The sequence below is a fragment of the Staphylococcus cornubiensis genome (assembly GCF_900183575.1).
Lineage (GTDB): Bacteria > Bacillota > Bacilli > Staphylococcales > Staphylococcaceae > Staphylococcus > Staphylococcus cornubiensis.
On the sequence record NZ_FXUZ01000003.1, the window covers coordinates 187288 to 200693 of the forward strand.

Annotated in this window: 14 protein-coding genes; 10 read left to right on the forward strand and 4 right to left on the reverse strand. The window is 35.9% G+C overall.

Translation table 11 applies throughout. The features are described 5' to 3' along the window. Positions 1 to 80 precede the first annotated feature (80 nt). From CCE82_RS05480 to CCE82_RS05490, 3 genes are all read right to left on the reverse strand, one after another. On the reverse strand, positions 81 to 1379 hold the full coding sequence (locus CCE82_RS05480) for an HD domain-containing protein (RefSeq protein ID WP_086428412.1): 1299 nt from the start codon (positions 1377 to 1379) through the stop codon (positions 81 to 83). Positions 1380 to 1401: 22 nt separating this feature from the next. Then, positions 1402 to 1881, reverse strand: coding sequence for a GNAT family N-acetyltransferase (locus CCE82_RS05485; protein WP_086428413.1), 480 nt, complete (start codon positions 1879 to 1881; stop codon positions 1402 to 1404). Between the two features lie 403 nt (positions 1882 to 2284). Next, entirely contained in the window at positions 2285 to 2623 is a 339-nt protein-coding gene (locus CCE82_RS05490; RefSeq protein WP_086428414.1) for a YuzB family protein, read from the reverse strand. 319 nt (positions 2624 to 2942) lie between these two features. Between CCE82_RS05490 and CCE82_RS05495 the strand changes: the two genes are divergently transcribed. From CCE82_RS05495 to CCE82_RS05530, 8 genes are all read left to right on the forward strand, one after another. Then, complete coding sequence (locus tag CCE82_RS05495; protein ID WP_086428415.1) at positions 2943 to 3665, forward strand: trypsin-like serine peptidase; 723 nt, start codon at positions 2943 to 2945, stop codon at positions 3663 to 3665. A gap of 327 nt (positions 3666 to 3992) precedes the next feature. Then, positions 3993 to 4718 (forward strand): trypsin-like serine peptidase, encoded by a 726-nt coding sequence (locus tag CCE82_RS05500; protein ID WP_086428416.1) that lies wholly within the window; start codon positions 3993 to 3995, stop codon positions 4716 to 4718. A 162-nt stretch (positions 4719 to 4880) separates the two neighbouring features. Further along, entirely contained in the window at positions 4881 to 5600 is a 720-nt protein-coding gene (locus CCE82_RS05505; RefSeq protein ID WP_086428417.1) for a trypsin-like serine peptidase, read from the forward strand. A gap of 318 nt (positions 5601 to 5918) precedes the next feature. Further along, on the forward strand, positions 5919 to 6635 hold the full coding sequence (locus tag CCE82_RS05510) for a trypsin-like serine peptidase (protein WP_086428418.1): 717 nt from the start codon (positions 5919 to 5921) through the stop codon (positions 6633 to 6635). Between the two features lie 146 nt (positions 6636 to 6781). Further along, a complete protein-coding gene (locus CCE82_RS05515; protein WP_086428419.1) occupies positions 6782 to 7498 on the forward strand; it encodes a trypsin-like serine peptidase in 717 nt (238 codons plus the stop codon). A gap of 336 nt (positions 7499 to 7834) precedes the next feature. Then, positions 7835 to 8548, forward strand: a complete 714-nt coding sequence (locus tag CCE82_RS05520; RefSeq protein ID WP_086428420.1) for a trypsin-like serine peptidase — start codon at positions 7835 to 7837, stop codon at positions 8546 to 8548. Positions 8549 to 8919: 371 nt separating this feature from the next. Next, a complete protein-coding gene (locus CCE82_RS05525) occupies positions 8920 to 9672 on the forward strand; it encodes a trypsin-like serine peptidase (protein WP_086428421.1) in 753 nt (250 codons plus the stop codon). Between the two features lie 216 nt (positions 9673 to 9888). After that, entirely contained in the window at positions 9889 to 10632 is a 744-nt protein-coding gene (locus CCE82_RS05530) for a trypsin-like serine peptidase (protein WP_086428422.1), read from the forward strand. A gap of 320 nt (positions 10633 to 10952) precedes the next feature. On the opposite strand, the gene CCE82_RS05535 is transcribed toward CCE82_RS05530, so the two are convergent. Then, a complete protein-coding gene (locus CCE82_RS05535) occupies positions 10953 to 11462 on the reverse strand; it encodes a GNAT family N-acetyltransferase (protein WP_086428423.1) in 510 nt (169 codons plus the stop codon). 164 nt (positions 11463 to 11626) lie between these two features. On the opposite strand from CCE82_RS05535, the gene CCE82_RS05540 reads away from it, so the two are divergent. After that, a complete protein-coding gene (locus CCE82_RS05540) occupies positions 11627 to 12334 on the forward strand; it encodes a trypsin-like serine peptidase (RefSeq protein ID WP_086428424.1) in 708 nt (235 codons plus the stop codon). Between the two features lie 211 nt (positions 12335 to 12545). After that, positions 12546 to 13262: a trypsin-like serine peptidase gene (locus CCE82_RS05545; RefSeq protein WP_086428425.1), complete on the forward strand. Its 717-nt coding sequence runs from the start codon at positions 12546 to 12548 to the stop codon at positions 13260 to 13262. The last annotated feature ends 144 nt before the right edge of the window (positions 13263 to 13406 follow it).

Genomic DNA, 13406 nt, shown 5'->3' on the forward strand with positions numbered 1-13406 from the left:
CTCCAAATTTTTCATACTTCACGTCATTGTCATTTTAAAATGCATTGCTCCGTTTGTGAACGTATTTATGCCTTAGTCGGTTAATTCAACTCATTGAGCAAGTTAATAATTTTCGCTTTAATTTCTGGATCCTCAATGTTCATCACGAGCTCTTTCGGGTAATAAAGCTTATAATCTTCACGTTTAATGCCCGTAATACTAGAAATAATGAGCGATTGGCTACTAATTTCACGAATACCGCCATTATTTTGTAATAAGTGAATCGGTTGTCTATTCGAACCTGGTCGATCGTAATCATAAGGCAAATCCGAAAACGAATCACTCACAAAATAATAATCAGGGTCAATGCCTGCTTGTTCAAATAAATCGCGCAGCTCAGTAATTGTAATAATCGAGCCATCAAACGGTAAAAATTTAAATAAGTCTCGATGGATAAAACGACGTGCCAAATCACTCAAAATAGGGTCCTCTTCATCTATCCAGCGCTTCAAATAATACGTCACATCGGCTTCATCTAATTGCACGTACTCTTCTACAGTCGCACGATTTTCGAAAAATGGCACAAAATCACGCGGCGGAATATTAAATTCGTATCCTTGCTCGTATAAATATTTGGCGCGTTTAAAACAATGATTGAGGACGACTTCACCACCACGACTCACCGGATGGAAATAAATTTGCCAATACATTTGATAACGGCTCATAATAAAGTTTTCAACTGCATGCATGCCGCTTTCTTTAATCAACACTTCATCTGCTGAAGGACGCATCAATCGCAAAATACGCTCCATATCAAACGTGCCATAAGACACCCCTGTAAAATAGGCATCACGCTGCAAATAATCCATACGGTCTGCATCAATTTGTGACGAAATCATCGACACGACCAATGGATTGTGGTGTGTTTTATTAATCACTTCTGCAACTTCAGCTGGAAAAGTTTCACTGACACGTCTCAATACAGTATTCACTTCTGTATCACCCATAATAATCGCTTGTGTATAGGCTTCATGATCTGTATTAAAAATCTTTTCGAAACTATGCGAAAAAGGCCCGTGTCCTAAATCATGTAATAACGCAGCACACATCGCAAGTGGTCGGTCAGCATTATTCCATTCTTGTCGGTCTTTAAACGTCTCATCAATCATACGACGGACAATTTCGTATACGCCAAGGGAATGACCAAAACGACTATGTTCAGCCGTGTGAAAAGCTAAATTTAGCGTCCCGAGCTGTTTAATCCGACGTAATCGTTGAAATTCTTTTGTTTTGATTAAATCCCAAATCAGCTGATCTTGAACGTGAATATAGCGATGAATGGGATCTTTGAACACTTTCTCTTCTGATAACTTACGTGTGACATAAGCTGTTTCTGTCAATCAAAACCCTCCTTGTTGGCATTTAACTTAATGGTTTTTTCATGAGTGCGAGATTCATCGTTTCACCGTACATCACATGTGCATACGTACGAATGATTTCAAAACCTTCTTGTTCGTAAAATGCGACACCTTTTTCGTTTTTCGTGTCGACTTCTAAATAGACCGCATCATATTGGCCTTTATAATGTTCTAAACCTTGTTCTAATAGTAAGCGGCCATATCCTTTATTTTGAGAGTGTGGGCGAACGTAATGCGCAGATAAATACAACTCACTGCCTTGAATAAAGTTCGCAAAACCGACAACTTCTTTATCTTCAATTGCAACCATAAATAGTTGTTCTTCTAATCGTTTACGCAAATGCTCTTCGTTATATGAAGCTGCGAGGAGTTCATTCACTGTTGAAGCTGCATAAATATTTAAGTACGTATTGTACCACGCTTTTGTCGCAACATCGCGGATACCGATTACATCATCTGGTGTAGCAATTCTTACTTCATACATTCCACATTTCGCTCCTTATTGCTTGCTAGAATACTTTTTATTATATCATAAATGAAGGGCTAAACAGCGGGGAAAATGCTTCAGATTGCAAGTGTTTTCGAGTCGAACAACATGACGAGTTAATGCATATTTCGGCATGAGTTGCGTGTGGTGTCGTCGTTACTTTCCTATTCTTTACTTTTCGGTTTTCATTACTGATGATTTTGGACATTCCGACGATTTTTCACTTCAATTTGAATTTTGCGGTTTTACGATTGTTATGATGGTCTCTCGTTTTTATGCCAAACCTAGCTGAATTTCGATGATTATAAAACGATGCATGCGCATATAAAAAAGAGACGTGCCTTTTCAAAATTTAAGGGGCGTCTCTTTGCCTATAGCTCTATTGAATAAGAAATTGGGGTTACGCTTTATGACGATTTGCCAATTTTTCTTTTAATTTACGGTCTTGTTCTTCTTTGCGACGTTTTCGTTCTTCATTACGCTTTCTCAAACGCTCTTCTTCTTCAGGATCGCGTGGCTTTTGAAGCTGCTTCTGAACTTTTTCCATCAATTCTTCTTCAGTCGTTGCAGCAAGCGGACGGTTATTGACAAACGCAAATGTTTTACGTCGACCTGGTCCACAATATGATTGACAACCCACTTCAATCTCAGCGTCTGGGTCAAGCTTTTTCAGTTTTTGCGTCAACGTTTTAAGATTCACTGCTTGGCAATCATCGCAAACCAAAAATTTATTTTTCACCTCGACGTCCCACCTCTCAATTTTTTAACTCTATTCATTTTACTCTTTTTTCACAATTTTTCAAGGTGGAAATATTCAAGTCACACTACGATTTATCGTGAGACACTTTCACTTTTTCTGACAAACCTATTAGTCAATTGCCTCAAATTTATCCTTCAAGCGATTCATACATGGCATATATTAACGTTCAGCTCATTATCATTCATCTACAATTCCAGTCTATTCAATTTAAATCTACATAAAATTGTTATTGAATCAATCGCACATACTTTTTATTCTTATGTTGATTTATAAAATAATAAAATAAAGGTGTGATCACATGAAAAGATTACGTTTAATACTTTTATTATCTTTAGCATGCTTAGTCCTTAACCCTATCGATTCCGCTTATGCCAAAGGGAAACAACGACCTGTTCCAGATACCATTGCAGACTCGCACAGTAAATATACTGCATTATACAAAAATGCGAATGGTCGCTACTGTACAGCGATTCTCATTTCATCCACTGCCGCATTAACTGCTAAACATTGTGCAGGATCTCAACCCTTAAAAAAGGCCGGCACGATCTATCCAGGCGCAAATGGAGACAAAACACCATTTGGTTATATGAATATTAGCAGCTATATTCCAAACCCAAATCCCAACTACGATATTGCACTATTAAAAGGAACTGAAAGAGATCAAGACAAATTTTATAAATACTATATTAGAAAATTCTCGACGACCGTTACAGGCTACACTGATGATGAATTACGTGGTTTCATTGGTCAAGACGTATACTCGTATGGTTATCCTCAAAAAAGTATTCCTTATGAGAAAATCCAATACCGGAGCGACGGGCAAATTACTAACTATCAAAGTACCCCAAAACCTTATCTTTTTACGGATATGCCTAATTTTGAAGGACAATCAGGAGCAGGGGTTTTCAAAAAAGATGGTCCATTTGTCGGCATTATCGTTACAAGAAACGGCAATTATGAAGCAAATGTCCTCGCTTTTACTACAGAAATTGCAAAATGGATTAACGATAATGCGAAATAATACGTTGCTTTATTCTTAAGTCACTTTACAACTCACTTCAAAAGAGGTTGGTGTAGGATTGCTAACCTCTTCCATATGTTATGGTTGAGCGATAGCGGCATTTTATCGCTATCGCCTTCAACAATTTTCCTACAAGCCCATTAGTCAATTGCCACAAATTCATCCTTCAAGTTTTTAATGCATGTCTTACATTATCGTTGCGCACGTTATCATGGATCTGCAATTTGAGTCGCTCAATACGAAATCGACGCAAAAGCATCATTGAATAAATGATAGATAATTTTTATGATTATCTTGATATAAAATAAAAAATAAAGGTGTGATGACATGAAAAAATTATGTTTGACCTGCTTACTCTTTCTCTCATGTTTTCTGCTTATGCCTTTCAACACGACTTACGCCAAAGGAACACAAGTCCCCGTGCCAGACACCGTTGCAGATTCTCACAGTAAATATGCCGCATACTTTCAAACGAATTCAGGTCGCTATTGTACAGCCATCTTGATATCATCCACTGCAGCAATCACGGCTAGACATTGTGTAGGACTTAAACCTGCAGAAAGAGTAGGTACAATCTATCCAGGGCGAAATGGTGACCAAAGACCTTTTGGCTATATGAATATTAGGTTCTACATTCCACATCCCAATCCAAAATATGATATTGCGTTAATCAAAGGTATTGAAAGAGACCAAGATGAATTCTACAAATACTATATTAAAAAATTCACGACGACAGTCCGAGGATACACGGATGAAAAACTCAAAAGTTTCGTTGGTGATGAGGTGTACTCCTATGGTTATCCTAACAGAGAGTCAGTGCCTAAAAGATTACAATACCGTAGTGATGGCAAAATTAATCAATATAAAAAAACGCCAAGACCTTACCTTTTCACGGATATGCCTGCGGGTTATGGCGGTCAATCTGGGTCGGGGGTTTTCAAAAAAGATAGTCAATTTATTGGCATTATCATCACAAGTACAAAGAGTAAAACTGCAAATGTGCTCCCTTTTACCGAAGACATTGCACAGTGGATTAACGACAATGCGAAATAACGCTTTGTCATATTTTTAACTTAGACCAGAAAGAGATGGGAGGTTGAAGTCCGGCCTCTCAATCATTTGAACTTTCATCCCAAACCTTCACAGATACATCATTTTATAAAATTTTAAATATAATGCTTTAATATAAAAATCTTATATCAAAGGTGTGATGATATGAAAAAATTATGTTTAATACTCTTACTATTTCTCTCGTGCTTTCTGCTGATACCTTTCAACACGACTTACGCCAAAAAAGGCACACAAGTCCCCGTTAAAGATACAGTGGCAGACTCTCATAGTAAATATGCTGCATATTATCAAGTGACTTCAACTCGTAGTTGTTCCGCTATCCTCATTTCATCCACTGCCGCACTCACCGCTAGACATTGTGTAGGCAAAGAACCTGCACAAAGAGTGGGCACAATTTATCCAGGGCGTAATGGAGACAAAATCCCATTTGGTTATATGAATATTAGAACTTTCATCCCACATCCAGACTATGATATTGCAATCATAAAAGGAACTGAAAGAGATCAGGATAAATTCTACAAATACTATATTCGACCATTCACGACGACAGTTCGAGGTTACACAGATGAAGAATTAAACAGTTTCGTCGGTAAAGAGGTATACTCCTATGGTTATCCGAACAGAAGTCCAGCGCCTAGGAGAGTACAATACCGTAGCGATGGTACTATTTATAAATATATAAAAATCCCAGCACCTTACCTTCCAACGTATATGCCTGGTTATAGCGGGCAATCAGGGTCGGGAGTCTTCACAAAAGATGGTGAATTTATTGGAATTATCAGCACAAAAACAAAACAAAACACCGCAGACGTACTCGCTTTTACCGAAGACATTGCAAAATGGATTAACAAACATGCGGAATAGCGCATTACTTTCTTCTTATATAACTTTATAACGCACTTCAAAAGAGGTTGGTGCACGATTGCCAGCCTCTTCCTTTAGCTACGGAAGATTTTATCGCTATCTCCTTTCAACATTTTGCCTACATGCCATTAGTCAATTGCCACAAATTAATCCTTCAAGCTATCAATGCATATCTTACATTATCGTTCAGCACGTTATCATTTATTTGCAATAATCGCCTTTTCGATTTAAATCATCACAAAAGCATCATTGAATAATTGATACATCCTTTTTATGATTGTGTTGATTGATAAAATAATAAAATAAAGGTGTGATGACATGAAAAAATTGCGCTTGATAATCCTATTTTCTCTAGCATGCTTGCTTCTTATGCCTTTTGACTCTGTTTATGCCAAAGGAAAACTAACACCCATCCCTGATACTGTCGCAGATACTCACAGTAAATTAACTGCATTTTACAAAACCGCTTCAGGTCGCTATTGTACAGCTATCCTCATTTCATCCACTGCCGCACTCACTGCTAAACATTGCATAAAGTCCCCAAGCAGAGGACTATGGGGTACAATATTTCCTGGGGCATCTAGAAACAAAACGCCTTTTGGTTATATGAATATTAGAACCTACAAGCTACATCCAAATTCAAAGTATGATTTAGCGATCATCAAAGGAACCGACAGAGACCAAGATGAATTCTACAAATACTATATTGGAAAATTCACTACGACAGTCAAAGGTTACACAAATGCAGAATTCAAAAGCTTCATTGGTCAGGATGTATACGCCTATGGTTATCCTCACGGTAGCCAGCTGATAAATAATATGCAATATCGCAGTGATGGTAAAATTACAAATTATAAAACAAAACCATATATTAATACCGATATGCCTGCTTATCCTGGACAATCGGGGTCTGGTGTTTTCAAAAAAGACAGTAAATTTATCGGACTTATGGTCAAAAGAACAAGTGGCAACACTGGCGTTGTACTCCCTTTCACCAAAGACATTGCAGATTGGATTAACCAAAATATGAATTAACACTTTGCTGAACCTTTCAATAGTTTTTACCTCATAACAAATAGGAGGTTGGTGCATGATTGTCAATCTCATAAACGTATTATTTCATAAAATTTTAATTATAATACTTCAAAATATTAAACATCTCATATCAAAGGTGTGATCATATGAAAAAATTATCATTAATACTCTTACTATTTCTCTCTTGCTTACTTCTTATGCCTTTTAACACGACTTACGCCAAAGGAACACAAGTACCCGTGCCAGATACCGTTGCAGATTCTCACAGTAAATATACCGCATACTTTCAAACGAATTCAGGTCGCTATTGTACAGCCATCCTGATTTCATCCACCGCTGCACTTACCGCTAAACATTGTGTGGGCGCTAAACGTGCACAAAGAGTTGGTACAATTTATCCAGGGCAAAATGGAAAACAGAGGCCCTTTGGTTATATGAATATTAGCACCTACATTCCAAATCCTAACTATGATATTGCATTGCTCAAAGGAACGGAAAGAGACCAAGACAGATTCTACAAATACTATATTAAAAAATTCACGACAACAGTTCGAGGTTACACAGATGAAGAACTTAAGAAGCTTAAAGGGGAAGAGGTATACTCCTATGGTTATCCTGACAAGAAAGAAACGCCTAAGAAAACACAATACCGTAGTGATGGTATAGTCATGGCTTTTAAAAGAATACCACCACCTTATCTTTTTACAGATATGCCTAATTATAGCGGTCAATCAGGCTCAGGTGTTTTCAAAAAAGATGGTCAATTTCTTGGCATCATCATCACAAGATCAAAAGTGTACACTGCAAATGTACTTCCTTTTACTACAAACATTGCAGATTGGATTAATAAAAATTCGAAGTAAATCGTTGGTATTTACTTAAATATATTTAACTCACTTCAAAAGAGGTTGGAACTTGATGTCCAGCCTCTTAACTTATTCTGTGCTATAGTTCGTTGTTAGAGCGTTTTCCCTCATACCACATTTAGTACGAGGCGCTCCCCTTCTAAACTTCTCCTACAAACTAATCACTCAACAACCATATTTTATTTTTAAGACCGTGTTTGTATGCATTTTATCGTAGTTCACTATGTGATTATTTTGCTCTTTCATCTCAAGAATTCATAGTCATGTTATTTCATAAAATTTTAATTATAACGCTTTAATATATTAAATATCATATATTGAAGGTGTGACAAAATGAAAAAATTACGATTAGTACTATCACTGTTTCTAGTATGCTTAATTCTTAGCCCTATCGATTCTGCTTACGCCAAAAAAGGAACACAAGTCCTTGTTCCGGATACTATTAAAGATACCCATAGTAAATATACTGCACTATACAAATCTGGTATTTACCACACTTGTACAGCTATTCTCATTTCATCCACTGCCGCTATTACTGCTAAACATTGTGGAGGAAATCGCCCCTTAAAATATGGCGGTAGAATATACCCTGGTGCGTCAGGGCCCCTTACTCCTTTTGGTTATATGAATATTAGCAGCTATATTCCACATCCCAAATATGATATCGCAGTCATAAAAGGAACTTTAAATGATCAAAGTAAAGCCTACAGATACTATATTAGACCATTCAAGACTACTGTTACAGGTTACTCAGATCAAGAATTTCAGAAGTTTGTTAATACTGAAGCATATTCCTATGGTTACCCCAACAAGGGAGGACCATATCAACAATACCGAAGTGATGGCATGATTACTTTTTATCAAAAGAAACCCCTTTATCTTCGTACGGACTTGCCTACTTATGGTGGACAATCAGGGTCTGGCGTCTTTAAAAAAAATGGTCAGTTTGTCGGAATGATTATTACCAGAACACCAGAAACTTACGAAGGGAATGCACTTCCTTTTACAAAAGATATTGCCAAATGGATTAACAAATATGTGAAGTAACGACCTATCATGCATTATTAATACTTTATATAACACATAGCAAAACAAGAGGCTGATCATTTCTAGCCTCTTAATTATTGTTGTGGGTCAATCTTAAAATGAATTTAATCACATCTTCAGCCAACATCCTTAGCATATTTCTTCATTACAGTAGTAATCCTTCCTCTTTTCATACAAACTTATCATTCAAATGCCACAATTTTTTCTTTCCAATCATTATTTTGAATGTCTTTCACCACCACTCAGCACGTTATGGTCATTAAAATATCGCTCATTCCATATCTGATATAAGAAAAATATTATTACATAAATTATGCACATTATTATTTATAGTGTTAACATAAAGGATAATATAATAAAGGTGTGATTACATGAAAAAATTAGAATCCATACTCTTATTGTTTCTCTCATGCTTTCTACTTATGCCTTTGGAATCTGCTTATGCCCAAAATGACATAGATATGAGGCCTGATCCGCCTCCAAAACCTCATCAAGACATTGTCCCAGATACAGTTAAAGACCCTCACAGTAAACTTACCGCAAAGTACAGTATTAAACCCGGTCTGAATTGTACTGCCATTCTGATTTCATCCACTGCCGCATTAACTGCTAAGCATTGTATAAAGGCTAAACCTGGAACATCTTACGGCACGATATACCCAGGTGCAAACGGAGACAAAACGCCTTTTGGTTATATGAATATTAGAGAAGTCATTACACATCCAAACTATTTGTATGATATAGCAATATTAAAAGGAACTGAAAGAGACCAAGATAAATTTTATAAATACTATATTGGAAAATTCAAAACAAAAGTTAAAGGTTACACAGATGAAACATTAGGCAGTTTCGTTAATAAAGAAGCTTACTCTTATGGCTATCCCAAAAAAGGTGACATTTATTATCAATATCGTAGCGATGGCACAATTACTCAATATATTGACAGCTTCAAACTTTATTATACAAATATTCCTGCATTTGGAGGGCAATCAGGCTCTGGTGTCTTCTTGAAAAGCGGACAGTTTGTCGGAATTATTATTGCAAGTACTGTAGACAAACATGAAGCTCATGTTCTACCTTTTACTACAGAAATTGCAGAGTGGATAAACAAAAATGCCAATTAAAAAATTACTATAATTCAATATTTCTTGACTAGTTTAATCACTCATCCTAGAAAGAGGTCAATATATGAAATCTAGCCTCTTACTCATAATCCTGTTGTACGTAACATGACTAAAGTAGCACCGAGATTGTTTATGAGACAGATTTTACCTCCCGTCACTTTAAAACCTCATGCGATTTCGTTTTATAAAATTTAAATATATAAAAGGTGTGACGACATGAAAAAAACACGATTAGTACTATCACTGTTTCTAGTATGCTTAATTCTTAGCCCTATCGATTCTGCTTACGCCAAAAATGAGCAAGAATCAGCATCTGATATGTCTACAGATCCCCCTCACCAAGACGTCGTTCCGGATACAGTTAAAGACACTCATAGTAAATATACTGCAAAATACATTTCTGCTACTGGTAAAGTTTGTACGGCTATTCTAATTTCATCAACTGCCGCTTTAACTGCACAACATTGTGGTGGAACTAAATACAAATCACCTGCCGGTAGGATATATCCTGGTGCTTCAGGAGATAAAACGCCTTTTGGTTATATGAATATCAGATATTACATTCCACACCCAAGATATGATATTGCACTAATAAAAGGGATTGATAGAGATCAAGATAAATTCTACAAATATTATATTAAAAAATTCACGACTAAAGTTACAGGTTACTCAAATGAGCAATTTGAGAGTTTCAAGGATAGTGACGTATACTCGTATGGCTATCCCTACAAGAAGGGGGTTTTTGAGCAATACCGCAGTGATGGTAATATCACTTCTTATAGTGGTACCCTACCTCTTCTTAGTACGAATATGCCTGCGTCTGAAGGCCAGTCGGGTTCGGGCGTTTTCAAAAAAGATGGTCCATTTGTTGGCATCATTATCTCAAGTAATAATGGCAAAGCAGATGCACTCCCTTTTACTAAAGACATTGCAGACTGGATTAACAACAATGCGAAATAACACTAAACTGTAATTTTAAGTTTTTTACTCACTTTATCACTTATGCTAAAAGAGGCTGGTCAAGATTTCTAGCCTCTTCCTTTTTTATTGCTCAATTTTAAAATGAACTTAGCGTCATACCACACTAACATTCTCGATGTTATTTTTTTATTCTTTTATTTTAAGTCATATATTCTGTGGTATTATCACTTGCTCCATGTCCTCTTATAGACAAACATAGTCGAAACTATTATATGTAGGACATAGGGAACTTCATCATAAAAAGAAGGGTCATAAATAAATTGACGATCATTATCAGGAATAAATTCTTTGAAATAACATTAATAGAAAAAATACCTGTCATTATCATTTTCTAAATTATCAAATGAAGAATCATAACAAAATCCTAGACTAAGAGCAGTTTTTATAGATGGCTTATTTTCCCTTTTTGTGCGCGCTAATATTTTAATGTTCTTATTAATTTTATTACATTCAACATAATTTATGATTGCCCTACATGCTTCTTTTGTATAACCTCGTCTCATAAAATCAGGACTAATTCTATAATATAAATTAAGATATTTATTGTTATTAATTTTCTTATATCTGACTCCACATACACCTACCAATGTAAAGTTTTTTGTTAATACTAAGAAATATCCAAATCCATATTCATTCCAGTGTTCAATCCAACTATCAAGCATGATTTTTGTTTGTTTTAAATTAGTATGTGGCCCATTAGGATTATGTAAATTTGTTCTACTATCTGAATGAATTTTATATAAATCATTTAAATATTTATAACTAGGCTTCATTAAATACAAATTTTTAGTCTCAATTTCTATTTTCATAAGATGCCTCCTTATTGAATATCATACAACACCATTCGGCATGTTTTCATACCTTCATTAAAGTTCCACTCTTTTCGCTTCACATATTCATATAAATATTATTATATAAAATTTTAAGTTATTGCGTTAAAATATTAAGTATAATATGTCAAAGGAGTGATTTCATGAAAAAAATGCAATTGCTAGTTTTGCTTTTTCTAACATGCTTCATTCTAATTCCTGTCGATGTTGCTTACGCCAAGGGAACACAAGTACTCGTTCCAGATACAATTAAAGACACTCACAGTAAATATACCGCCAAATACGAGTCTGGTATTCGTCGCGTTTGTACAGCCATTCTCATTTCATCAACTGCCGCAGTAACCGCTAGACATTGTGGTGGCACTCAACGTGCAACACGTGCCGGGACAATCTACCCAGGTGCTTCAGGATCCAGTATGCCTTTTGGTTATATGAATATTCGAGAATACATTCCACATCCAGAATATGATATTGCAGTAATCAAAGGCATTTTAAGAGATCAAAGTAAAGCCTACCAATACTATATTAGACCATTCACGACGCAAGTTAGAGGGTATACAGATGAGCTATTAACTGATTTCAAAGATAGCGAGGTATATTCTTATGGTTATCCATATAGAGATCGTGTTTTTAAACAATACCGCAGTGATGGCATTGTTAAATTTTATAGTAAGCAGCATGTCCTTCTTGTTACGGATATTCCTGCGCTTAAAGGACAATCAGGATCTGGCGTCTTCAAAAAAGATGGACAATTTGTCGGAATTATCATTGGAAGTAGAAAAGATGGCGAAGCAAACGTACTCCCTTTTACTGAAAAAATTGCAAAATGGATTAACCAGAACGCAAAATAACCCATTCCTTAACTACCTTTATCATTCACGCCAAAGAGGTTGGTATCATCACCCCGACCTCTTACTTTTGTTATAACTTAAATGCATCAAAGAGTTTACGTCATTCACAATCCCGCTATTTTCACTTCATAACGTCACAGGATCGTTATTTCCAAAAATTTTAAAGTTGATTTTAATATATTGAACGATTATATATTAAAGGAGTGATTTCATGAAAAAATTACGATTAATACTATTACTGTCACTAGCTTGCTTTCTTTTCTTCCCTATCGATGCTGCTTATGCCAAAAAAGGAACACAAGTCCTTGTTCCAGATACAGTTAAAGATCCGCACAGTAAATATACCGCCAAATACGAATCTGCTAACCACTCACATTGTACAGCAATCCTGATTTCATCAACTGCCGCAATAACAGCAAAGCATTGTGGTGGAAATCATCGCACTTCATATAATGGGACAATCTATCCAGGCGAGTCAGGATTGAGCACGCCTTTTGGTTATATGAATATTAGTACATACATTCCACATCCAGACCCCAAATATGATATTGCGCTGTTAAAAGGGACTGAAAGAGATCAAAGTAAAGCTTATAAATACTATATAAAAGAATTTAAGACACCAGTGACGGGTTTCTCAGATCAAGAATTAAGTAGGTTCACTAAGAGTCAAGTATATTCCTATGGCTATCCTTCTAAATATGGTGGTTATAAGCAATATCGCAGTGATGGCGAAATCGAATATTATATAAGATCCTCGCTCCTTTTTTATACGACATTGCCTACTTATGAAGGACAATCGGGATCTGGCGTTTTCAAAAAGAATGGTCAATTTATCGGTATTATTATCACACGGACACAACAATATGAAGGAAATGTGCTTCCTCTTACAGAAGACATTGCAAAATGGATAAATGATAACGCGAAATAATACATTTCTTAACTAACTTTATCACTCATGCTAAAAGAGGCTGGAAATCAAATTCTAGCCTCTTACTCATGTCATAGACTTTACGATGTCCTTAACACCCTGCCATACCAAAATTTCTTATCATTACTATTTCATAAAATTTTA